Origin of the sequence: Methylobacterium pseudosasicola, from assembly GCF_900114535.1 — a bacterium.
GTDB classification, from domain to species: Bacteria; Pseudomonadota; Alphaproteobacteria; order Rhizobiales; family Beijerinckiaceae; genus Methylobacterium; species Methylobacterium pseudosasicola.
The window spans coordinates 126,582-147,375 of the sequence record NZ_FOTK01000013.1 but is presented as its reverse complement, the minus strand read 5'-3'; the positions used below and the strand labels follow the sequence as shown (position 1 = coordinate 147,375).

General features: G+C 68.9%; 21 protein-coding genes and 1 tRNA gene. 9 read left to right on the top strand and 13 right to left on the bottom strand.

The genetic code is table 11. The annotated features are described in order from the left end of the window. The coding region (gene pnp, locus BM228_RS14795) for a polyribonucleotide nucleotidyltransferase (RefSeq protein WP_092041829.1) at positions 1 to 1,826 on the top strand (1,826 nt) is incomplete at its 5' end. A 303-nt stretch (positions 1,827 to 2,129) separates the two neighbouring features. Next, positions 2,130 to 2,351 carry a YgaP-like transmembrane domain gene (locus BM228_RS14790; protein ID WP_092041781.1) on the top strand — a complete coding sequence of 74 codons (222 nt, stop codon included), beginning with the start codon at positions 2,130 to 2,132 and terminating at the stop codon, positions 2,349 to 2,351. 78 nt (positions 2,352 to 2,429) lie between these two features. Here the strand turns inward: BM228_RS14790 and BM228_RS14785 are convergent, their stop codons facing one another. Then, the gene (locus BM228_RS14785) at positions 2,430 to 2,693 is read right to left on the bottom strand and encodes a GlsB/YeaQ/YmgE family stress response membrane protein (RefSeq protein ID WP_092041826.1); all 264 of its coding nucleotides are present in this window, start codon (positions 2,691 to 2,693) and stop codon (positions 2,430 to 2,432) included. A gap of 181 nt (positions 2,694 to 2,874) precedes the next feature. On the opposite strand from BM228_RS14785, the gene BM228_RS14780 reads away from it, so the two are divergent. Beyond that, positions 2,875 to 3,231 (top strand): RidA family protein, encoded by a 357-nt coding sequence (locus BM228_RS14780; protein ID WP_092041778.1) that lies wholly within the window; start codon positions 2,875 to 2,877, stop codon positions 3,229 to 3,231. A gap of 80 nt (positions 3,232 to 3,311) precedes the next feature. After that, on the top strand, positions 3,312 to 4,388 hold the full coding sequence (locus BM228_RS14775; RefSeq protein ID WP_092041776.1) for a polyamine ABC transporter substrate-binding protein: 1,077 nt from the start codon (positions 3,312 to 3,314) through the stop codon (positions 4,386 to 4,388). A 43-nt stretch (positions 4,389 to 4,431) separates the two neighbouring features. On the opposite strand, the gene BM228_RS14770 is transcribed toward BM228_RS14775, so the two are convergent. The 4 genes from BM228_RS14770 to BM228_RS14760 form a co-directional block, all read right to left on the bottom strand. Continuing rightward, positions 4,432 to 4,836: a DUF3597 domain-containing protein gene (locus BM228_RS14770; protein ID WP_092041773.1), complete on the bottom strand. Its 405-nt coding sequence runs from the start codon at positions 4,834 to 4,836 to the stop codon at positions 4,432 to 4,434. Between the two features lie 94 nt (positions 4,837 to 4,930). Next, positions 4,931 to 5,098 (bottom strand): hypothetical protein, encoded by a 168-nt coding sequence (locus tag BM228_RS34685; RefSeq protein WP_167367732.1) that lies wholly within the window; start codon positions 5,096 to 5,098, stop codon positions 4,931 to 4,933. Positions 5,099 to 5,405: 307 nt separating this feature from the next. Next, entirely contained in the window at positions 5,406 to 5,729 is a 324-nt protein-coding gene (locus tag BM228_RS14765; protein WP_092041824.1) for a hypothetical protein, read from the bottom strand. Between the two features lie 26 nt (positions 5,730 to 5,755). Beyond that, entirely contained in the window at positions 5,756 to 7,609 is a 1,854-nt protein-coding gene (locus BM228_RS14760) for a DEAD/DEAH box helicase (RefSeq protein WP_092041771.1), read from the bottom strand. Positions 7,610 to 7,864: 255 nt separating this feature from the next. Between BM228_RS14760 and BM228_RS14755 the strand changes: the two genes are divergently transcribed. Beyond that, a tRNA-Tyr gene (locus tag BM228_RS14755) sits at positions 7,865 to 7,948 on the top strand. Positions 7,949 to 7,972: 24 nt separating this feature from the next. Here BM228_RS14755 and ruvC read toward each other — a convergent pair. Continuing rightward, positions 7,973 to 8,596: a crossover junction endodeoxyribonuclease RuvC gene (gene ruvC / locus BM228_RS14750; RefSeq protein ID WP_092041768.1), complete on the bottom strand. Its 624-nt coding sequence runs from the start codon at positions 8,594 to 8,596 to the stop codon at positions 7,973 to 7,975. 124 nt (positions 8,597 to 8,720) lie between these two features. Between ruvC and BM228_RS14745 the strand changes: the two genes are divergently transcribed. Further along, entirely contained in the window at positions 8,721 to 9,293 is a 573-nt protein-coding gene (locus BM228_RS14745; protein WP_092041767.1) for a peroxidase-related enzyme, read from the top strand. A gap of 7 nt (positions 9,294 to 9,300) precedes the next feature. Here the strand turns inward: BM228_RS14745 and BM228_RS14740 are convergent, their stop codons facing one another. Then, positions 9,301 to 9,621 (bottom strand): YnfA family protein, encoded by a 321-nt coding sequence (locus BM228_RS14740; RefSeq protein ID WP_092041764.1) that lies wholly within the window; start codon positions 9,619 to 9,621, stop codon positions 9,301 to 9,303. A gap of 186 nt (positions 9,622 to 9,807) precedes the next feature. Here BM228_RS14740 and BM228_RS14735 point away from each other — a divergent pair, with 186 nt between their 5' ends. From BM228_RS14735 to BM228_RS14725, 3 genes are all read left to right on the top strand, one after another. Further along, positions 9,808 to 11,346 (top strand): PAS domain-containing protein, encoded by a 1,539-nt coding sequence (locus tag BM228_RS14735; protein ID WP_092041762.1) that lies wholly within the window; start codon positions 9,808 to 9,810, stop codon positions 11,344 to 11,346. Positions 11,347 to 11,403: 57 nt separating this feature from the next. Beyond that, positions 11,404 to 12,372, top strand: a complete 969-nt coding sequence (locus BM228_RS14730) for a tyrosine recombinase XerC (protein ID WP_092041759.1) — start codon at positions 11,404 to 11,406, stop codon at positions 12,370 to 12,372. Positions 12,373 to 12,524: 152 nt separating this feature from the next. Beyond that, positions 12,525 to 13,382 carry a response regulator gene (locus tag BM228_RS14725; protein ID WP_092041822.1) on the top strand — a complete coding sequence of 286 codons (858 nt, stop codon included), beginning with the start codon at positions 12,525 to 12,527 and terminating at the stop codon, positions 13,380 to 13,382. A gap of 21 nt (positions 13,383 to 13,403) precedes the next feature. Here the strand turns inward: BM228_RS14725 and lpdA are convergent, their stop codons facing one another. The 6 genes from lpdA to BM228_RS14695 all read right to left on the bottom strand — a co-directional run bounded on the left by lpdA (position 13,404) and on the right by BM228_RS14695 (position 20,666). Further along, positions 13,404 to 14,804, bottom strand: coding sequence for a dihydrolipoyl dehydrogenase (gene lpdA / locus BM228_RS14720; RefSeq protein ID WP_092041757.1), 1,401 nt, complete (start codon positions 14,802 to 14,804; stop codon positions 13,404 to 13,406). A 68-nt stretch (positions 14,805 to 14,872) separates the two neighbouring features. Then, positions 14,873 to 15,622, bottom strand: coding sequence for an SDR family oxidoreductase (locus BM228_RS14715; RefSeq protein WP_092041755.1), 750 nt, complete (start codon positions 15,620 to 15,622; stop codon positions 14,873 to 14,875). Between the two features lie 8 nt (positions 15,623 to 15,630). Next, on the bottom strand, positions 15,631 to 15,945 hold the full coding sequence (locus tag BM228_RS14710) for a DUF2442 domain-containing protein (RefSeq protein ID WP_092041753.1): 315 nt from the start codon (positions 15,943 to 15,945) through the stop codon (positions 15,631 to 15,633). Continuing rightward, a complete protein-coding gene (locus BM228_RS14705) occupies positions 15,942 to 16,196 on the bottom strand; it encodes a DUF4160 domain-containing protein (protein WP_092041751.1) in 255 nt (84 codons plus the stop codon). Before BM228_RS14705 ends, BM228_RS14710 begins: the two co-directional genes overlap by 4 nt. A 52-nt stretch (positions 16,197 to 16,248) precedes the next feature. Continuing rightward, positions 16,249 to 17,583, bottom strand: a complete 1,335-nt coding sequence (gene odhB, locus BM228_RS14700) for a 2-oxoglutarate dehydrogenase complex dihydrolipoyllysine-residue succinyltransferase (RefSeq protein ID WP_092041820.1) — start codon at positions 17,581 to 17,583, stop codon at positions 16,249 to 16,251. Positions 17,584 to 17,675: 92 nt separating this feature from the next. Beyond that, positions 17,676 to 20,666, bottom strand: a complete 2,991-nt coding sequence (locus tag BM228_RS14695; protein WP_092041749.1) for a 2-oxoglutarate dehydrogenase E1 component — start codon at positions 20,664 to 20,666, stop codon at positions 17,676 to 17,678. Positions 20,667 to 20,794: the final 128 nt, after the last annotated feature.

The window sequence follows — 20,794 nt, the reverse complement described above, 5'->3', positions numbered from 1 at the left end:
CCTCTGCCGCCCTGACCCTGTCGGGCGTGCCGTTCATGGGCCCGATCGGCGCCGCCCGCGTCGGTTACATCAACGGCGGCTACCGGCTGAACCCGCTGGTCACCGAGACCAAGGAAGAGTCGAGCCTGGACCTCGTCGTCGCCGGCACCCAGGACGCCGTGCTGATGGTCGAGTCGGAGGCCAAGGAGCTCTCCGAGGACGTGATGCTCGGCGCCGTGATGTTCGGCCACAAGCATTTCCAGCCGGTGATCGAGGCGATCATCCGCTTGGCCGAGAAGGCCGCCAAGGAGCCGCGCGACTTCCGGGCCCCCGAGAACGCCGACGTCGAGAAGGCCGTGCTGGAGGTCTGCGAGACCGAGCTGCGCGCTGCCTACACCAAGACGGTCAAGCAGGAGCGCTACGCCGCCGTCGACGCCGTGAAGGCGAAGGTGATGGCCGCCCTGTGCCCCGAGGGCGCGGAAAAATTCCCGGCCGAGAAGGTCAAGGCCGCCTTCAAGGAGGCGCAGTCCAAGGTCGTGCGCTGGAACGTGCTCGACACCGGCTCGCGCATCGACGGCCGCGACCTGAAGACGGTCCGCCCGATCGTCTCCGAGGTCGGCGTTCTGCCCCGCGCCCACGGCTCGTCGCTGTTCACCCGCGGTGAGACCCAGGCCCTCGTGGTCGCCACGCTGGGCACGGGCGAGGACGAGCAGTTCATCGACTCGCTCGACGGCACCTACAAGGAGCGTTTCCTGCTCCACTACAACTTCCCTCCCTATTCGGTGGGTGAGACGGGCCGCATGGGCTCCCCGGGCCGCCGCGAGATCGGCCACGGTAAGCTGGCGTGGCGGGCGATCCGCCCGGTGCTGCCGCCGGCCCACGAGTTCCCGTACACGATCCGCGTCGTGTCCGAGATCACCGAGTCCAACGGCTCGTCCTCGATGGCCTCGGTCTGCGGCGGCTCGCTGTCGCTGATGGATGCCGGCGTGCCCCTGCGCCGTCCGGTGGCCGGCATCGCCATGGGCCTCATCCTCGAGGGTGAGCGCTTCGCGGTCCTGTCCGACATCCTGGGCGACGAGGATCACCTCGGCGACATGGACTTCAAGGTGGCCGGCACGGACGAGGGCGTGACCTCGCTCCAGATGGACATCAAGATCGCCGGCATCACCGAGGAGATCATGCGGGTCGCCCTCGACCAGGCGAAGGACGGGCGCGCCCACATCCTCAACGAGATGTCCAAGGCGCTCACCGCCGCCCGTCCGGAGCTCGGCGAGTACGCCCCGCGCATCGAGACGATGCAGATCCCGACCGACAAGATCCGCGACGTGATCGGCACCGGCGGCAAGGTGATCCGCGAGATCGTCGAGAAGACCGGCGCCAAGATCAACATCGAGGACACCGGCATCGTGAAGATCGCCTCGGCCGACGGCAAGGCGATCAAGGCGGCCTATAACTGGATCCGCTCGATCGTCGCCGAGCCCGAGACCGGCATGATCTACGACGGCACGATCGTGAAGTGCATGGAGTTCGGCGCCTTCGTGAACTTTTTCGGCGCCAAGGACGGTCTCGTCCACATCTCGGAGCTCGCCGCCCAGCGGGTCGCCAAGGTGACGGACGTCGTCAAGGAAGGCGACAAGGTCAAGGTGAAGTTCCTCGGCCAGGACGACCGCGGCAAGATCCGCCTGTCCATGCGCGTCGTCGACCAGCAGACCGGCGAGGACATCACCGAGAAGGTGAAGGCCGAGCGGGATTCGAGCGGCCGCAGCGACCGGGACGGCGAGCCCCGGCGCGAGGACAATGGCGGCCGCCACCGCGGCGAGCGCCGCCGCGAATCCGCCGGCGAGTGATTTTTGGGACTGATCCGCGCCGGCTTCGGCCGGTGCGGGTCTGAGATGAGAGGCGCGGTCCCTTGGGGCCGCGCCTTTTTCGTACGCCGGGCCCAAATCCTCGGAGCCGGAGCCTCGGCTTGCCCTTGTCCGGTAGGACCTGACGAGACCGCGTTTTCACCGCCGCGCGGTCGGTCGCGCCCTTGCGGCAGCAAGCGCCATGGGTGTCGCCTGCGCAGCCTGCACGCCTCCACCGTGCGAGAGGGTTGGAACGCCCGTCCCGCGCCTGCGTTCGCACCGCGACCTCACAGCGGGAAAGCTTTCATGGCCAACGATATGATCCACGACATCTTCAGCGGGCAGCCGAACCTCACCACCACCGAGCGGGCGGTGTCGGTGGCCCTGGGCCTCGGGATCGCCGCAGCGGCCGCGCAGCCCCGGCCGAACAAGGTCCTCAGCCTGCTGGCGCTGGTCGTCGGCGTCGGTCTGGCGGTGCGCGGTGCCACGGGCCACTGCGCCGTGAAGGCGGCGGCGGATCATTTCTGACGGTTCGGCCGACCATCAAGCCATAAAAAAAGGGGCGCCCGCGGGGCGCCCCTTCTCGTTTCGGAAGATGGAAATCGGTCAGATGGTCGTGCTGCGACGGCCGGCGATCATGCCGTAGATGAACAGCACCACCACGGCGCCCACGATGGCGCCGATGAAGCCTGCGCCCTGGTTCGGTCCGTACCAGCCGACCGCCTGGCCGATGAAGGTCGCCACGAAGGCGCCGACGATGCCGAGAATGGTCGTCAAAATGAAGCCCGACGGCTCGTTCGGTCCGGGCATGAGGAACTTGGCGATGATTCCGGCGAGGAACCCGATGATGATGGTCCAGAGAATACCCATGACGAACCCCAAGGCGTGACAAGCGATGCCGTATGAACGCACGGCGGTCGGCCACGGTTGCTCGCACATACACGAGGACGAGAAGGTTTTTCCTCCGGTTCCCGCGGCGCGTAGGCGCGTCGCCCTTTACCTCCGGCCCGGTGCCGCGGCAGATACCGACTTTCGCCGGCTGGAGACTGGAATGACCATCGAACGGATCGAACCCGGATCGCGCATGTCGCAGGGCGCCATCCACGGCAACACCATCTACCTCGCCGGCCAGGTGGCGTCCGATCCGGTCGGCACCGGGGTCACCGCCCAGACCCAGAACATCCTGGTGCAGATCGACCGACTGCTCGCCGTCGCCGGCAGCGACAAGGACCACATCCTGTCGGCGACCGTGTATCTCGCCGATATCGGTCATTTCGCCGAGATGAACGCCGCCTGGGATGCCTGGGTGTCCCAGGAGCACCCGCCGACGCGCGCCACCGTCGAGGCGCGGCTGTGTGATCCGCAATATCTGGTCGAGATCGTGGTCGTCGCCGCGACGCAGGCTTGAGCGGGGCCGGGATGGCTCGCGTCGAACGACCGGTCCGGCGCCGCTCGCGTGTGCGGATCGGCTTTGGTGTAGCGGCCGGGATGCTGCTCGCAGCCCTCCTCGGCCTCGCCCTACCTGGGCGCGCCGCGGAAGAGCGGGTCGTCAACATCTACAACTGGTCGGATTACATCGACCCGAAGGTGCTCGATGCCTTCACCCAGGAGACCGGGATCAAGGTCGTCTACGACACCTACGACAACAATGAGATCCTGGAGACCAAGCTGCTGGCCGGCCGGTCGGGCTATGACATCGTCGTGCCGTCGGGACCCTATCTGCAGCGGCTGATCCGGGCCGGCGCCTTCCTGCCCCTGGACAAGACGAAGCTGAAGAATCTCGGCAACCTCTGGCCGGAGATCTCTGGTCGGCTCGCCGTGTACGACCCCGGCAATGCGTTCGCGGTCGATTACATGTGGGGCACCACCGGCATCGGCTACAATGTCGCCGCCGTCCGCGAGCGGCTGGGCGCCAACGCGGTGCTGAATTCCTGGACCACCGTCCTCAATCCGGCTTCCGCGAACAAGCTCAAGGATTGCGGGATCATGATGCTCGATTCTCCCGAGGACCTGATCCCCAGCATGCTGCCGGTCTTCGGGGCCAAGGCCGATTCCAAGCGCTGGGACGACCTGACCCTGGTGACCGACGCGCTCTACAAGGTCCGGGGCAGCGTGCGGAAGTTCCACGCCTCGGAATACATCCAGGCGCTGGCCAACGGCGATATCTGCGTGGCGGTGGGCTATTCCGGCGACGTGCTGCAGGCCAAGCGCCGGGCCGAGGAGGCCAAGAACGGGATCGAGATCGCCTATGTCGTGCCGAAAGAAGGCGCGCTGATGTGGTTCGACACCTTCGCGATCCCGAAGGATGCCGCCCACCCGGCCGAAGCCCTGGCCTTCATCGACTACATGCTGCGGCCCGAGGTGGCGGCGGCCAACACCAACTTCGTGGCCTATGCCAGCGGCAATCTCGCGGCGAAGAAGTTCGTGAAGCCCGAGATCCTGAGCAATCCCGGCATCTACCCGGACGAGGCGACGATGCAGCGGCTGTCGATCAACACCGCCTGGGACGACCGCACCCAGCGCTACGTGACCCGGCTCTGGACCCGGGTCCGCACCGGGCGCTGAACCAGGAAGGCCCGGCGCGATCGTGCGCCGGGCCGTCGAGCGCTCAGTTCTTCAGGTCTTCCGGCACCTTGCCGCCGTTCTCGGCGAGCTTCTTCATCACCTGCTTGTGCAGCCAGATGTTCATCGAGGCCGAGTCGTCCTTGTCGCCGGTGTAGTGAAGCTCGTCGGCGAGCTGCTTGCGCTCCGCCAGGCTCGACTCGAGGCCGAGCAGCTTCATCAGGTCCACGATCGAGTGGCGCCAGTCGAGCTTCTGCGGGTTCTTCTCGGCGAGGCCGGTGAGCACGGCCTCCACGTCTACGGGCTCGCCGCCGCTGGCGCCGCCGGAGGCCGAGGGGGTGCTCGAGCCGGCCGAGCCGCCGGAGCTTGACGGGGACGAGGGCGCGGCGTCCGCGGTACCGCCGCCGAACGGATGAAGGATCTTGCCGACGATGCTGCCGAGGAGGCTCATAGGTCCGCTCCGATAATCGAGGCCCGACCTGCGCGCCGGGCGGCCTGTCAACCGGTTGTCGGCCAAGGCGTTCCGAGAATCGGCTTGCTCGGGGTTAGACGCGGGCGCCGTACAGCCCGATCCCGAGCAGGGACAGGCCGAGCACGAGGCAGATTCCGCTCCAGCGCTCCAGGACAACCGCGCGCGCGGGGTGGCGCAGCGAAAGACCCGCCAGACCGACACTGCAGACTAAACAGCTCAAGCTCATCACGATGACCAGCACGTTCCTTGTGATCCGAAATCGACGGGCCCAGCCTGGATCAAATTTCGCCGCCGTAGGATATCGAAGACCACGTAGGCGAAGGGAAACGCACAGGCTTCTCAATTTTCAGGGGCGAGAAAGGGGCCGCGGCCCCCAATATCGATTTGCGGACGCAGTGTAAAATCAATCTTGCCGCGTCGGATATGACCGGCATGTCACGCAGATATTAAATTTAGGCCCGTGGCGCATAGTCTGTTTGTGTAATGATGGATCCTGCCGTCATGGCGGTCGCCCGGCGGGGATCGATTCGGGTCGGACACCGCAGCGTTCAGCCGGCGCTCGCCAGGGCGGCGATCAGGGCCGCCCGCTCCTCGGCGAGCGTGCCGCGCGGCACGGTGCGGCCAGCGCGGCCATACCAGTAGCGGGCATTGCCGTCATCGCCCTCGATGCGGTGCAGATGCGCGTGCACCCAGGCGGCGTCGGGCTCGGACGCGTCCTGGACCAGGGCATGCGCCCGCGCCCAGGTGGCGTCCGCGGTCTCGGTCGCGTGCTTGGCGAGCCACCACAGAGCGGCGCGTGGCGCCGGCCAGGCCGCGGGCGGCTCGGGCTCGGTCAGGGTCGCCGCGAAGGCATCCGGCAGGGTCTCGGTCATCGCGCGCTTCTCCGATCCGCGACGGGTCAGCGCCCGGCGGCGCGCTCCGGCTGCCAGCGGCCGCGGCGCTGGCGGGCGGACCACGCGTAGCGGGCATCGCCGTCGAGGCGGTCGAGATGGTCCGAGAGTCGGTTGCGTTCAAGCCAGGCGAGCGCCGCTTCCAACTCGGGCAGGGTCATGGTCGCGCGGCCCTTGCCGAGCACGCGCTTGAGCACGGCGTTGTAGCGATGCGCGAGGTTGCCGCCCCGGGGCACCCGCAGCGACGCCTCGTCCTCCACGGCCTGGCTCGCCACCGCCACCGCGAGACGCTGGCGCAAGGTCCGCTCGGTGACCGACGGCGGCTCCGGCGCCGGGGCCACGGGTGCGGGCTCGGCGAGCCGCGGGCGGAGCAGCGCGTAGCGCAGGCCGATCGCGTTGCTCTCCAGCGGCGTGATCCCCCCGGGATCCTCGTCGCGCCACGGGGTCCGCTCCGGGACGATGGCGGTCGCCGGCCGCTCGCGCTTCGGTCGGACGCTGCTGCCCTGCTCGGTCTCCAGCTCCAGACGGAAGCGGGCGAAGAGCGGGTCGTCCGGATGGAAGACCAGCGCCTGCTGGTTTTCGTAGGGGCCGGCATGGGGATCGACCCGGGTGGCCCGGGCGAGCATCTGCTCCAGCCACGGACGGGAGCGGATATGGGTCAAAGCCGCCACCACGGCGACCTCGGGGGCGTCGAGTCCCTCATAGGCCATCGCCACCGTCACCAGCACGGCCGGCTCCGCGGTCAGGCGGAAGGCCGCCAGGGCCGCGTGGGCGTCGCCCTGGCCGGAGGTCGCCAGACGAACGTCCCGCTCCCCCTGCTGGGCCGGCATCCAGCTGCGCAGGGTCGTCAGGTAAGTGCGGGCGCTCGCCTGGTCCGGTGCGACCACGAGGAGCTTGCCGAGGCCCCGGGCCATCTGGCCGGGGGGCAGGCCGAGTTCGACCCGGCGCCGGGCGCGCAGGCGTTTGGTCGCGAAGAAGGATTCGCTCAAAAGATCCCGGGCGAAACCGGTGCGCAGGGCGGTGAACAGGGCCGGCCGGGTGGTGACCCGGACCGATCCGGCGCCCAGCCGGTGCGGCCCGACCCGGGGGCTGTCGCCGGCGATTTGGCCGCCTTCGAGCCAACTCGCCTCGCCATCGATCGCCCCGAAGGTGACCGGCAGCACCGCCCGCTCGGCCAAGGCCTGCGACCGGGAATAGCCGATCACCGCCAGCCCCGGCGCGTCGAGGTCGAGTTCGGGACCTCTGCCGAGGGCGGACGGCCGGTAGGGCAGGCCGAGGATGCGCCGGCCGTCGGCCCGCTCCAGGGTGCCGGACAGGAACAGGCCGATCTCGGCCGCCTCCATCACCGGCAGCATCGCCCGGGACCACGCCCCGGCCTCGGCCTCCTCCTCGGCAGAGGCGTCGTCCGCCCCCGGACGCCCCGGGACCGGCAGGTGATGGACCTCGTCGACGACTAGCAGGGTGCGGTGCGCCCGCGCCTCGGCGAGATGCAGCGCCGGGGCGGCGGCGACCGCCTGATAGGTGGTGACGTATCCGGAGAGCCCGCGGGCCGGATCGCGCTCGTTGTCGGCGGCGCGCACGCTGAGCCCATGCCCGAAGCCCGCGCGCCAGAGCGGGTCGGCGAAGGCTTCCTCCGCCTGGAGACGCAGGGAATCCCGCGGCACCACCCAGACCACGCGCTCGACCCGGCCCGCCGCGATCAGCGTGTGCGCGGCGATCACCGGCAGCAGCGACTTGCCGCCCCCCGGCGTCACCGCCGCCAGAATTTTTTGGACATGCCCTGCCTCCCCGCTCGCCATGGCCGCCACGAGGGCCATCAACGTACGCTGGTGGGACCGCAGGGACGGGGCGGGACGGGTCAATGGCCGGCGAAGCAGGGCGACATCCGCCCACCGTGGCCGATCCCGATTCCTTTGTGAATCCCCCGGACCCCGTCGATGTTCGCCTTTTCTTCGCGCAACCGACGCGATTCGTTCGAAGTGTCTGCGGCACAGGCCCCCTTCTCTGCGGAGGAAGCGGACTCTCCGAAGGTCACAGGCTGCGGATCGAGCCACGACAAGCGTTGACACCCGGCCAGCCCCTCACCATAAGGGCGCCGCGGGTGAAAAACCCGCCTTGGGGGAATGTCCCGAGCGGCAAAGGGGGCGGACTGTAAATCCGCTGCGTAAGCTTCGTAGGTTCGAGTCCTACTTCCCCCACCAAGTTTCCTGAAAAATCCTGTCCGATCAGACCTGCTTCGCCAGGGCGGCCTCGATGCGTGCGGCAGCGGCGGCCGAGAAGCCCTTTCCGGCGAGCCCCTGGCCCGCCGCGGCCTGCCCGGTGAGGCTGCGCTTCTTGCCCTCCGGCAGATGCGTCTTGCGCAGGGCATGCGCGTCGCGGTGGCTGGCATGGGTGATCGCGATGGCCAGCGCGTCGGCGGCGTCCGCGACCCGGAACTCGGCCTTGGGCAGCAGGAAGCGCACCATCGCCTGGATCTGGACCTTCTCGGCATGGCCGGAGCCCGCCACGGTCTTCTTGATCAGGTTGGCGGCGTATTCGAACACCGGCAGCCCGGCCAACGCCGGCACCACCAGCGCCATGGCCCGGGCATGGCCGAGCTTGAGCGTCGCCTGGGCGTCCTTGTTGACGAAGGTCTCCTCCACGGCGACCTCGTCGGGCTTCTGCGCGTCGACGATGCGGCCGATCCCTTCGAACAGCTCGCGCAAGCGCAGGGCCAATGGCAGGTCGCCGTCCGAGGTCACGACCCCGCAATCGCCGTAGGTCAGCTTGCTGCCCTGCGCGGTGATAAGGCCCCAGCCGGTGCGGCGGAGACCCGGATCGATCCCCAGGATGCGGACGATGCTGCTCATGACGCTCCAGGGTTATGCTCGTGCGTCGTCGCAGTCCGAAGGCTCTCGACGATCGACCCGAGCGTGCCGTACGTATCGTGAACGCCCGGTTTCACCAAGGGCGCGGGATGACGGGAGCAGGACCATGAGCGCGGACAGGCCGATCAGCCGCTTCCCGGTGCCGAAGCTGTCCGAGATGCCCGACGACCTGCGCGCCCGGATCGCCTTGGTGCAGGAGAAGGCGGGCTTCGTGCCCAACATCTTCCTGGCGCTGGCGCATCGCCCGGACGAATTCCGTGCCTTCATGGCCTATCACGACGCGCTCATGGACAAGCCCGGCGGCCTCACCAAGGCCGAGCGCGAGATGATCGTGGTCGCCACCAGCGCGGCCAATAACTGCCTCTACTGCGTGATCGCCCATGGCGCGATCCTGCGGGTCCGGGCCAAGAACCCGCTTCTGGCCGACCAGGTCGCCGTCGCCTACGCCAAGGCCGACATCACCCCGCGCCAGCGCGCGATGCTGGTTTTCGCCCTGAAGGTCGCGCAGGAAGCCCACAGGGTCGAGTCCGAGGACCATACGGTGCTGGCGGGCCACGGCTTCACCCAGGACGACATCTGGGACATCGCGGCGATCACCGCCCTGTTCGCCCTGTCGAACCGCCTTGCCAGCGTTGCCGACCTGCGGCCGAACGACGAGTTCTACACGCTGGGGCGGTGAGGCCGCCTCACCCCCGCCGTCCGAGCAGGATGATCGCCGTGCCGGCCAGGCAGACCGCGCTGCCCGCGAGGTCCCACCGGTCGGGCCGCTGCCCTTCCGCGAGCCACAGCCACAGCACCGAGGCGACGACGTAGACCCCGCCATAGGCCGCGAAGGCGCGCCCCGCCGCCGGGCTGTCCACCAGCGTCAGCAGGAAGGCGAAGGCCGCCAGCGAGGCGATCCCCGGCAGTGCCCACCAGGCGGAGCGGCCGAGCCGGAGCCAGGACCAGAACGCGAAGCATCCGGCGATCTCCGCGAGGGCGGCACCGGCATAGGCGAGAAGCGTCATCGGACGAGCTTGGGACGGGGAGCAATATCGGGCGAGCGCCGCCGGACAAACCGGTTGAATAGGCGTCACCTGATGGGATGAGCCGGAAAGGCAAGATGCTCATACGCCCAAGATGGGCTAAGACCGATCCCGATCGCCTCCGCGTGCTCTTTCCGGCCCCCGCCGCCCGATCTTCCGCCTCCGGCCATGTCAGACCCGATCGAGACCGCCCGCCTCCAGGTCCTCCACAGCTACGGCATCCTCGATACGCCGCGCGAGCCGGCCTTCGACGACATCGTCACGCTGGCGACGCAGATCTGCGCGGTGCCGGTGGGCCTCGTCAGCCTCGTCGCGGCCGACCGGCAATGGTTCAAGGCCCGGCGCGGCTTCCCGGCCTGCGAGACGCCCCTCAGCCAATCGGTCTGCGTCCACGCGTTGGACTCCGCGGACGGGCTGATGGTGATCCCCGATCTCACGGCCGACCCGCGTACCCGCGGCAACACCCTGGTGACGGGAGCGCCGTTCATCCGGTTCTATGCCGGCGCGGTGCTCCGGACCGAAGACGGCATCCCGTTCGGGACCCTGTGCGTGATCGATACGGAGCCCCGGCCGGACGGGTTGAGGCCGGACCAGGCCTTTGCCCTCCGAGCGCTGGCGCAGCAGGTGATGGCCCAGCTCGACCTGCGCCGCGCGGTCCGGGAGCGGGAGGCGGCCCTGGCGGCCGAGCGCCTCGCCCGCGACGCCCTGGCGATCTCGGAGGAGCGCTACCGGCTCTCGTCCCGGGCGACCACCGACCTGATCTGGGACTGGAGCCCCCAGACGGGCCGGATCCACTGGGACGAGGGGCTGTCCGCGCTCTACGGCTACCGGCCGGCGGAGATCGAGCCGAGCACCGACTGGTGGTACGCGCATATCCACCCGGAGGATGGCGACCGCGTCCGCCGCAGCGTCCTCGCCGCCATCGCGGACGCGTCGCTCCGCTGGAGCGAGCGGTACCGTTTCCGCCGGGCGGACGGGACTTATGCCACGGTCCTCAACCGGGCGATCATCGTCCGCACCGCCGACGGCACCGCCACCCGGATAACCGGCGTGATGCTCGACGCCACCCAGCAGGCCGAGGCCGACGCCCATCGGGAGATGCTCAGCCAGGAACTGAGCCACCGGCTCAAGAACACCCTGGCGATGGTTCAGGCGATCGCCTCGCAGACGCTTCGCGACGCCCCCGACGTCGCCTCTGCCCGCGACGCCCTGCTGCAGCGCCTGCTGGCGCTGGGGAAGGCTCACGACATCCTGCTCGCCAACAATGCCGAGCGGGCCGGCATGGAGGCGGTGATCCGCGGCGCGCTGGCGCTCCACGACAATGCCCGGGCCGGCCGCCTCCGCATCGAGGGGCCGACCATCGATATCGGCCCGAAGGCGGCCCTCGCCCTGGCGCTGATGATCCACGAGCTGGCGACCAACGCGGCGAAGTTCGGCGCCCTCTCGGCGGCGGCCGGGCATGTCGGCGTCACTTGGCAGATCGAGGCCCTGGCGGACGGCCCGCAGCTCCGGCTCAGCTGGGCCGAATCCGGCGGGCCCCCGGTGGTCCCGCCCTCGCGCAAGGGTTTTGGCACCCGCCTGATCGAGCGCGCCTTCGCGGGCACGGTGGCCGGCGACGTCGCCCTGGAATACCGGGAGACCGGCCTGCGCTGCGTCCTGACCGCGCCACTCGCCGGCTTCCAGGGCAAGGACGGGATCTTGAACTGAGCGGCCGCGCGGCGAGGTGTTAAGCCCCCGACAACGAAAAAGCGGTCGAGTGGGGCCATGAGCGCGCGCGAGACGGCCGACGACCTGATCCTGATTCCGGGCGATTCGCGCCTGCGCGAGGCGGTCCATGCCTGGGCCGACGGACTCGCGCGGGAGCGGCGGATGTCGCCCAACACCGTCGAGGCCTACAGCCGGGACCTGCGTCAGTTCCTGGTCCACCTCGCGTCGCGCCAGGGCATTCCCACCATCCCGATGCTGGTGGGACTCAAGGTGCGCGACATCCGCGCCTTCATGGCCGCGCGCCGGGCCGACGAGGTGTCCGGGCGCTCGCTGATGCGGATGCTGGCTGGGTTGCGCTCGTTCGGGCGCTTCCTGGAGCGCGAGGGCTACGGCAGCGTCTCGGCGCTCGGCGGCGTCCGGGCGCCCAAGGTCCCGCGGCGCCTGCCCCGGCCGCTGTCCGTCGCCGCCGCGGTGGCGCTCACCGACACCGCCATCCGGGCCGGCGAGGAGCGCGAGCCCTGGATCCTGGCCCGGGACGCCGCGGTGCTGGCGCTCCTCTACGGCGCGGGCTTGCGCATATCTGAGGCCCTGGGCCTCACCCGGCGCGACGCGCCGCTTCCGGGAAGCGATCAGGTCACGGTGCTCGGCAAGGGTGGCAAGCAGCGCATGGTGCCGATCCTGCCTGTGGTGGCGCGGGCGGTGGCCGATTACATCGCCGCCTGCCCGCTGCCGCTGCCGCCGGAGGGGCCGCTCTTCGTCGGTGCCCGCGGCGGCCCGCTCTCCCCGCGCATCATCCAGTACACCGTGGCCCGGGCCCGAGGCGCCCTTGGCTTGCCCGAGAGCGCGACGCCGCATGCCCTGCGCCACTCCTTCGCGACGCATCTGCTTGCCCGCCAGGGGGAACTGCGGGCGATCCAGGAACTGCTCGGCCACGCCTCCCTGTCGACCACGCAGCTCTACACCCAGGTCGACGCCGCCCGGCTCATGAGCGCCTATACGGCGGCCCATCCAAGAGCCGGCCGCTAATCCAGCCAGGAGATACCAGTGCTAGAAGCTGTTTTCAGGGATAAATTGAGCAGACTATCGCCTATATCGGCTTATTGGATCGCCTTTTAAGAGCTTCGTCATCCTCTGCACGCATTCTCCGGATCGGGGGATGCGATTGCCGGGACATGGCCATGAAGCTTGATGAGGCGAGGTCGCCAGCGCGCGTCGTGATCGCGGATCGCGATGCCGGGCGTCGCACCGCCCTGAGGACGATCGTCGAGCGCTTCGACCCCCAGGCCGTGATCGACGAGGCCGTGTCGGGCCAGGCCTTGTGCGACATCCTTCTCCAAAAACGCCCCAGCCTCGCCTTCGTGGGTCTCCAGCTCGAAGACCTGAGCGGGCCCGAGGCGGTCGCGGTGGCGCGCCGGGCCGGCGCCGAGCCGCCCTGCCTGGTCCTGGTTGCCACCCGCGTGCTGGCGCATTGGCAGGAGATCGCCCAGAGCCTCGGCGCCTACGAGGTGCTGAAGACGCCCCTCGATCCGGGCCATATTGAGCAGCTCCTGCACGCCGATGCCCGCCGCCGCACCCCGACCCGGGCGCTGCTCGCCTGCTCATCGCCCGCCGGGCGCACGGCGATCAGCCGGGTGGTGGCCCGCAGCGGCTTCGCGATCCAGCTCGAAGAGACCAATTGCGGCCGCCACGCCCTGAAGCAGCTCGAACTCGGCACCTACGATTTCGCCTTCCTCGACGTGAAGCTCGGCGGCATCGAAGGGTTGGAACTCGCCTGCCAGATCCAACCCCTCGGCCTTCCGACCCGGATCACCCTGCTGACCACATCGGACCTGGAGCCGGTCGCCCAGGCCGGGCGCTATTTCGGGGTCGATGCGGTGCTGCGGATGCCGTTCTACGCCAGAGACATCGACCTGGCGCTGCACAACGCGCTGGGCCTGCGCCGGCCGTATCTCCTGAATGCGCTCACCGCCCCGCCGGCGCCGAGCGCGCTCCTGCGGATCGCCGACCTGCCGAGCACCCGGCGCAAGATCGCCTGATCCCGCGCCGGGTGGTGCCGATCAGACGTGGATGGCGCGCTTGGACACGGCGAGCGCCGCTTCCTTGACCGCCTCGGTGAGCGTCGGGTGCGCGTGGCAGGTGCGCGCGATGTCCTCGGAGGAGGCGCCGAACTCCATCGCCACCGCGACCTCGGCGATGAGGTTGCCGGCATCCGCCCCGACGATGTGCACGCCGAGCACCCGGTCGGTCTGGGCGTCGGCCAGCACCTTCACGAAGCCGTCCGTGGTGCCGTTCGCCTTGGCGCGACCGTTGGCCGTGAACGGGAACTTGCCGGCGTTGTAGGCGATGCCGTCCTTGGTCAGCTCCTCCTCGGTCTTGCCGACGGAGGCCACCTCCGGGAAGGTGTAGACCACGTTCGGGATCACCCCGTAATTGACGTGCCCGGACTGGCCGGCCAGCGTCTCGGCCAACGCGACGCCCTCATCCTCGGCCTTGTGGGCGAGCATTGGGCCGGCGATCACGTCGCCGATCGCGTAGATGCCGGTGACGTTGGTGGCGTAGTGGGCGTCTGTGAGGATCCGGCCCTTGTCGTCGCGCTGCACGCCCACCGTGTCGAGGCCGAGACCCTCCGTGTAGGGCACCCGGCCAATCGCCACGAGGACCACATCCGCCTGCAGGCTCTCCGCCTCGCCGCCCGCGGCCGGCTCCACGGTAACGTTTGCCCCCTTCTTGCCGACCTCGACGCCGGTGACCTTGGTGGACAGCTTGAACTGGATGCCCTGCTTGGTCAGGATCCGCTGGAACTGCTTGCCGACCTCGCCGTCCATGCCGGGCAGCACGCGATCGAGATATTCTACCACGATGACCTCGGCGCCGAGCCGGCGCCAGACCGAGCCGAGCTCCAACCCGATCACGCCAGCGCCGATCACCAGGAGCTTCTTCGGCACCCGGTCGAGCTCCAGGGCGCCGGTGGAGGAAACCACGACCTTCTCGTCGATGGTCACGCCCGGCAGGCGGGTCACGTCGGAGCCGGTGGCGATGACGATGCTCTTGGTCTCGAGCATCTGGTTGCCGCCATCCTCGGACACGACTTCGACCCGGCCGGCCCCCGCGATTTTGCCGGTGCCATGGAAGGTGTCGACCTTGTTCTTTTTGAGCAGGAACTCGACGCCCTTGGTGTTCCCGGCCACGCCCTCGGCCTTGAAGCCCATCATCTTCTTGAGATCGAGCTTCACGCCGCTCACCTCGATGCCGAGATCGGCGAAGTGCTTGGTCGCCTCCTCGAAGGCTTCGGAGGCGTGGAGCAGCGCCTTCGACGGGATGCAGCCGACATTGAGGCAGGTGCCGCCGTGGGTCGCGCGCTTCTCGACCACGGCGGTCCGCAGGCCGAGCTGCGCCGCGCGGATCGCGCAGACATAGCCGCCGGGGCCGGTGCCGATGACGACGAGATCGTAGGACATGGGCGTTCGCTTCCGGTCGGTCATGCCGCCTGGGGCGGTCGGAGAGAAGGGAGTTGGAAAAGGTGGGGTCAGCGGCCGCCGCCGACGTCGAGGATGGCGCCCGTGGTGTAGGAAGCCTCCTCGGAGAGCAGCCACGCGATCGGCGCGGCCACCTCCTCGGCGGTGCCGGCGCGGCCCATCGGCACGCCGGGCCCGAGGCGCTCGACCCGGTCGGGCTCGCCGCCGCTGGCATGGATCTCGGTGGCGATGATCCCGGGCGCCACCGCGTTGACGCGGATGCCCTCCCCGGCCACCTCGCGGGCGAGGCCGATGGTGAGCGAGTCGATCGCGCCCTTCGAGGCGGCGTAATCGACAAACTGGCCGGGACCGCCGAGGCGGGCCGCCACCGAGGACAGGTTGACGATGACGCCCCCGGCCCCGCCGCGCTTGGTCGACATCCGCCGCACCGCCTCGCGGGCGCACAGGAAGCTGCCGACCACGTTGGTGTTCATCATCCGCTGGAGCCGGGCCGCGCTCATGTCGGCGACGTCCGATTTCAGGTCGACCACGCCGGCATTGTTGACGAGCGCCGCGAGCCGGCCGAGCTTGTCGGCAGCCTGGAACAGGGCGATCACGTCGGCCTCGTCGCCGACATCGCTGCGGACCGCCAGCGCCTTGCCGCCCTTTGCGGTGATCGCATCCACCACCGCCTGGGCCGCGGCCGAGTCGGAGACGTAGCTCAGGCAGATCGCGTAGCCGCGCTCGGCCAGGAGCAGCGACACCGCCCGCCCGATGCCGCGGCTTCCGCCGGTGACGATGGCGACGCTTGATCCGTTCATGGGCTCACTCATGCGGCTGCGGACGGGGCGGATTCGTATCGGCTCGCGAGACCCTCGACGATCTGGGTCTCGATCCGGATCCGCGTCGCGTCGGGGCAGAGATCGATCTCCTGCCCGACGGCTTCGAGATTCCAGCCGAAGGTCCGGCCGCCTTCACCGACAGCCACCGTCCGAAAATAGGCTTCGTCCTTCAGCGGGGCGAAGATGGCGCCTTCGGCAATCAGGTCCGACAGGTCGAGGATGCCACTGACGCCGTCGTCGAACGTCACGCGGAGTGTCGGATACTGGAGAGGCTCCACGGAGGCGATCCGATGCGTCGTCATTCGATCATTCCTCCGCTGTAGCGACCGGCCCGGATCTCTCGCCAAACATAGGAAACCTGTTCGCGATTGGCAGCCAGCCACGCGCGGATGGTTTTGAGTTTCGCACGCGGCAAAGCCCCGCTGAGGACTTCGCCCGTAACGATCGAAAGCTTCGCCTCCTCGCCTGCAAAGAATGCGTGCAGATGCGGCGGAAGGTGATCGTTGAGATAGATCGTGATCCGAATGCCTTCGACGATAGCGATGGTCGGCATCGATCAGAGAATCTTTCCGATCGATGCCGATATCATTCCACTGCTGCGCTGATCACAGATCCAGCACGAGCCGGGCCGGATCCTCCAGCGCCTCCTTCACCCGCACCAGGAAGGTCACGGCCTCCTTACCGTCGACGATCCGGTGATCGTATGACAGCGCGAGATACATCATCGGCCGCGCCTCGATCTTGCCGGCCCGGACCACCGGGCGCTCCTCGATGCGGTGCATGCCGAGGATGCCCGATTGCGGGGCGTTGAGGATCGGGGTCGACATCAGCGAGCCGTAGATGCCGCCGTTGGTGATCGTGAAGGTGCCGCCCTGCATGTCCTCGATGGACAGCTTGCCGTCGCGGGCCTTCTTGCCGAAGCCGGCGATGGTCTTCTCGATGCCCGCGATCGACAGGTCGTCGGCATCGCGCACCACCGGCACGACCAAGCCCTTATCGGTGCCGACCGCGATGCCGATATGGTAGTAGTTCTTGTAGACGAGGTCCTGCCCGTCGATCTCGGCATTGACCGCCGGCACGTCCTTGAGGGCGCCGATCACCGCCTTGGTGAAGAAGCCCATGAAGCCGAGCTTGGTGCCGTGCTTCTTCTCGAAAATGTCCTTGTACTGGCTGCGCAGCGCCATCACGGCCGACATGTCGACGTCGTTGAACGTCGTCAGCATCGCGGCGGTGTCCTGCGCGTCCTTGAGCCGGCGCGCGATGGTCTGGCGCAGCTTCGTCATGCGCACGCGCTCCTCGCGCGCGGCATCGTCAGGCGCCGAGGGGGCGCGCGGCAGGGTCGGGCGGGCCTCCTTGGCGGGGGCGGCGGCCGGAGCCGGGCCCTTCGAGATCGCGCCGAGCATGTCGCCCTTGGTGACGCGGCCGTCCTTGCCGGAGCCGTTGATGCCGGACGGGTCGACGCCGCTCTCCCGGGCGAGCTTGGCCACCGCCGGGCCGTTATCGCCGGTCGGGCGCTGCTGGGACGCGGGGGCGCCCGCGTCGCCGTGATTGCCGTAGCCCGCGGAGGATTCCTGGGCCGGCGCCTCGGCCTTCGCGGACGGGGCAGACTTGGGCGCCTCGCTGCGGCTTTCGGCCTTGGTCTCGGCAGCCTCCTTCGGGGCCTCCTTGGCGGTGGCCTTCTTGCCGCCGGCGGCCGCGGAGCCGGCCTCGACGATCGAGCCGAGCAGCGCGCCCGGCTCGACGGTCTCGCCGTCCTTGGCGAGGATCTCGCCGAGCTGGCCGGCCGCCGGAGCGTTGACCTCCAGGGTGACCTTGTCGGTCTCGAGCTCGACGATCGGCTCGTCGGCCGCGACCGTGTCGCCGGGCTTCTTGAACCAGCGGCCGATCGTGGCCTCGCTCACGGATTCACCGAGCGTCGGGACGAGGATGTCGGTAGCCATGTTGATGTGCACTTCCGGATCGGTTGGGCCGTGCCGGACGGCCTGGAAAGTGGCAGCGGCGGCCTGGAAGGCCGCCGCCAAGTCCAAAAAGATCAGACCGCCAGCGCCTCGTTGAGGAACGCCTGGAGCTGGGCCTGGTGCTTCGACATCTGACCGACAGCCGTGGACGCGGAGGCCGGGCGGCCGACATAGCGGGCGCGCTTCACCGCGGAGCCGGCTTGGCCGAGCACCCATTCGAGATAGGGCTCGACGAAGGACCAGGCGCCCATATTCTTGGGCTCCTCCTGGCACCAGATCACGTCGGCGTTGCGGAACCGGCCCATCTCGGTGGCGAGTGCCTTGAGCGGGAACGGGTAGAGTTGCTCGACGCGCATCAGGTAGACGTCGTTGAGACCGCGCTTCTCCCGCTCCTCCAGCAGGTCGTAGTAGACCTTGCCCGAGCAGAGCACGACGCGGCGGATCTTGTCGTCGCGCACCAGCTTGTTGGGGGCGCCCTCCTCCTCGGCATCGTCCCAGAGGACGCGGTGGAAGGTCGACCCCTCGGCCAGAGCGTCGAGCGTCGAGACCGCCCGCTTGTGGCGCAGCAGCGACTTCGGCGTCATCAGCACCAGCGGCTTGCGGAAGTCTCGCTTCAGCTGCCGGCGCAGGATGTGGAAGTAGTTGGCCGGCGTGGTGACGTTGGCCACCTGCATGTTGTCCTCGGCGCAGGCCTGGAGGTAGCGCTCCAGGCGGGCCGAGGAGTGCTCCGGACCCTGGCCCTCGTAGCCGTGCGGCAGCAGCAGCACGAGGCCGGACATGCGCAGCCACTTGCGCTCGCCCGAGGCGATGAACTGGTCGACCACCACCTGCGCGCCGTTGGCGAAGTCGCCGAACTGGGCCTCCCACAGAACCAGAGCGTTCGGCTCGGCCAGCGAGTAGCCGTACTCGAAGCCGAGCACCGCTTCTTCCGAGAGCATCGAGTTGACGATCTCGATTGAGGCCTGGCCCTCGCGGATGGCATTGAGCGGCGTGAAGCGCTGCTCGTTCTCCTGGTCGATCACCACCGCGTGGCGCTGCGAGAAGGTGCCGCGCTCGACATCCTGGCCGGAGAGCCGGACCCGGTTGCCGTCGAGCAGGGTCGCCCCGAAGGCCAGGGCCTCGGCGGTCGCCCAGTCGATGCCGGCGCCGGTCTCGACCGCCTTGGCGCGGTTGTCCATGAACCGCTGGATCGTGCGGTGCAGGTGGAAGCCGGGCGGCGCCTGGGTGATCTTGCGGCCGATCTCCTGCAGGGTCTCGGCCGGCACCGCGGTGCGACCGCGACGCGGGTCGTCGACATCCTCATGCACAGCCTTGAAGCCGGCCCAGCGGCCGTCGAGCCAGTCTGCCTTGTTGGCCTTGTAGTTGGTCGCGACATCGAGCTCGCTGTCGAGGACCTGGCGGAACTCGGACTTGCGAGCGTCCAGCGCCTCCTGGTCGAGGGTGCCGTTCTCGACGAGCTTGCGGCCGTAGGTCTCCAGCACCGACGGATGCTTGCGGATCCGCTGGTACATCTTCGGCTGGGTGAAGGCCGGCTCGTCGCCCTCGTTGTGGCCGAAGCGGCGGTAGCAGAGCATGTCGATCACGACCGGCTTGCCGAACTTCTGCCGATACTCGACCGCCACCTTGGCCGCGAAGGTCACCGCCTCCGGGTCGTCGCCGTTGCAGTGGAAGATCGGCGCCTCGACCATCTTCGCCACATCCGACGGATAGGGCGAGGAGCGCGAGAACCGCGGGTCGGTGGTGAAGCCGATCTGGTTGTTGATGATGAAGTGCACTGAGCCGCCGGTGCGGTGGCCCTTCAGGCCCGACAGGCCGAAGCACTCTGCGACCACGCCCTGGCCAGCGAAGGCGGCGTCGCCGTGGATCAGCAGCGGCAACACGCTGGAGCGCTGGATATGGGGCTTGGCCCACTGGTCCTGCTTGGCCCGGACCTTACCGAGCACCACGGGATCGACGATCTCGAGGTGGGACGGGTTGGCGGTGAGCGACAGGTGGACGTTGTTGCCGTCGAAGGCGCGGTCCGAGGAGGCGCCCAGGTGGTACTTCACGTCGCCCGAGCCCTCGACCTCGGCCGGGGAGGCGGAGCCGCCCTTGAACTCGTGAAACACCGCCCGGAACGGCTTAGCCATGACGTTGGTGAGCACGTTGAGCCGGCCGCGATGGGCCATGCCCAGCACGATCTCACGCACGCCAAGCGCGCCGCCGCGCTTGATGATCTGCTCCAGCGCCGGGATCATCGACTCGCTGCCGTCGAGGCCGAAGCGCTTGGTGCCGGTGTATTTGAGGTCCAGGAATTTTTCGAAGCCCTCGGCCTCGATCAGCTTGTTCAGGATGGCCCTGCGGCCTTCAGGAGTAAAAGAGATCTCCTTGTCCTTGCCCTCGATGCGCTCTTGGATCCACGCCTTCTCGGCCGGATCGGAGATGTGCATGAACTCGACGCCGAGCGTCTGGCAGTAAGTCCGCTCCAGGATGTCGACGATCTCGCGGATAGTCGCGAACTGGAGGCCGAGCACGTTGTCGAGGAAGATCGGGCGGTCCCAATCGGATTCCTCGGTGAAGCCGTAATGCTGCGGGTGCAACTCCTCGTGGTCGCCGCGCGGGGCCAGGCCCAGCGGGTCGAGCTTGGCGTGCAGGTGGCCGCGCATGCGGTAGGAGCGGATCAGCATGATCGCCCGGACCGAATCCTTGGCGGCCTGCTCCACCGAGACGCCCGTGGTGGCGGCGACGCTGTCGACCGGCTTGCCGGGCTTGGGCTCCTTGGCGTCCCGAGCGACGATCTTGTCGCCGATTGCCTTTTCGAGGGCGCCCCAGTTGCCGTCCAGCGCCGAGACCAGCTCGCCGTTCAGCGGCACCGGCCAGTTCGGCTTCTCCCAGGAGGCCCCGGCGGCGTTCTTCTCGACCAGGGTCTCGTCCTCGCCGAGGCCCTTGAAGAAGGTCTGCCACTCGGCATCGACCGAGGCCGGGTTGCGGGCATAGGCCGCCTGCAATTCCTCGATATAGGCGGCGTTGGCGCCGTAGAGGAACGAGGTTTCGAGGAGCGCTTCGTTCACGTCCTGGCGTGCCATGGTCCGGTCATCCTGTCGCGCGGGCAGGTTCCCCTGCCTCTCCGGCGACCCGCTCGCGGGGCGGATCGCCCTGAAACTGGCGCGGGGCGAGAGACCGCCCCGTCCCGTCGATATGGGGGTCGTGCGCC

Bases quoted from the DNA above. Each gene is read 5' to 3' on its own strand.
- BM228_RS14790 (WP_092041781.1), top strand. From the start codon at position 2,130: ATGGCCAACGATATGATCCACGACATCTTCAGCGGGCAGCCGAACCTC.
- BM228_RS14785 (WP_092041826.1), bottom strand. From the start codon at position 2,693: ATGGGTATTCTCTGGACCATCATCATCGGGTTCCTCGCCGGAATCATC.
- BM228_RS14780 (WP_092041778.1), top strand. From the start codon at position 2,875: ATGACCATCGAACGGATCGAACCCGGATCGCGCATGTCGCAGGGCGCC.
- BM228_RS14775 (WP_092041776.1), top strand. From the start codon at position 3,312: ATGCTGCTCGCAGCCCTCCTCGGCCTCGCCCTACCTGGGCGCGCCGCG.
- BM228_RS14770 (WP_092041773.1), bottom strand. From the start codon at position 4,836: ATGAGCCTCCTCGGCAGCATCGTCGGCAAGATCCTTCATCCGTTCGGC.
- BM228_RS14765 (WP_092041824.1), bottom strand. From the start codon at position 5,729: ATGACCGAGACCCTGCCGGATGCCTTCGCGGCGACCCTGACCGAGCCC.
- ruvC (WP_092041768.1), bottom strand. From the start codon at position 8,596: ATGAGCAGCATCGTCCGCATCCTGGGGATCGATCCGGGTCTCCGCCGC.
- BM228_RS14745 (WP_092041767.1), top strand. From the start codon at position 8,721: ATGAGCGCGGACAGGCCGATCAGCCGCTTCCCGGTGCCGAAGCTGTCC.
- BM228_RS14740 (WP_092041764.1), bottom strand. From the start codon at position 9,621: ATGACGCTTCTCGCCTATGCCGGTGCCGCCCTCGCGGAGATCGCCGGA.
- BM228_RS14735 (WP_092041762.1), top strand. From the start codon at position 9,808: ATGTCAGACCCGATCGAGACCGCCCGCCTCCAGGTCCTCCACAGCTAC.
- BM228_RS14730 (WP_092041759.1), top strand. From the start codon at position 11,404: ATGAGCGCGCGCGAGACGGCCGACGACCTGATCCTGATTCCGGGCGAT.
- BM228_RS14725 (WP_092041822.1), top strand. From the start codon at position 12,525: ATGAAGCTTGATGAGGCGAGGTCGCCAGCGCGCGTCGTGATCGCGGAT.
- lpdA (WP_092041757.1), bottom strand. From the start codon at position 14,804: ATGTCCTACGATCTCGTCGTCATCGGCACCGGCCCCGGCGGCTATGTC.
- BM228_RS14715 (WP_092041755.1), bottom strand. From the start codon at position 15,622: ATGAACGGATCAAGCGTCGCCATCGTCACCGGCGGAAGCCGCGGCATC.
- BM228_RS14710 (WP_092041753.1), bottom strand. From the start codon at position 15,945: ATGACGACGCATCGGATCGCCTCCGTGGAGCCTCTCCAGTATCCGACA.
- BM228_RS14705 (WP_092041751.1), bottom strand. From the start codon at position 16,196: ATGCCGACCATCGCTATCGTCGAAGGCATTCGGATCACGATCTATCTC.
- odhB (WP_092041820.1), bottom strand. From the start codon at position 17,583: ATGGCTACCGACATCCTCGTCCCGACGCTCGGTGAATCCGTGAGCGAG.
- BM228_RS14695 (WP_092041749.1), bottom strand. From the start codon at position 20,666: ATGGCACGCCAGGACGTGAACGAAGCGCTCCTCGAAACCTCGTTCCTC.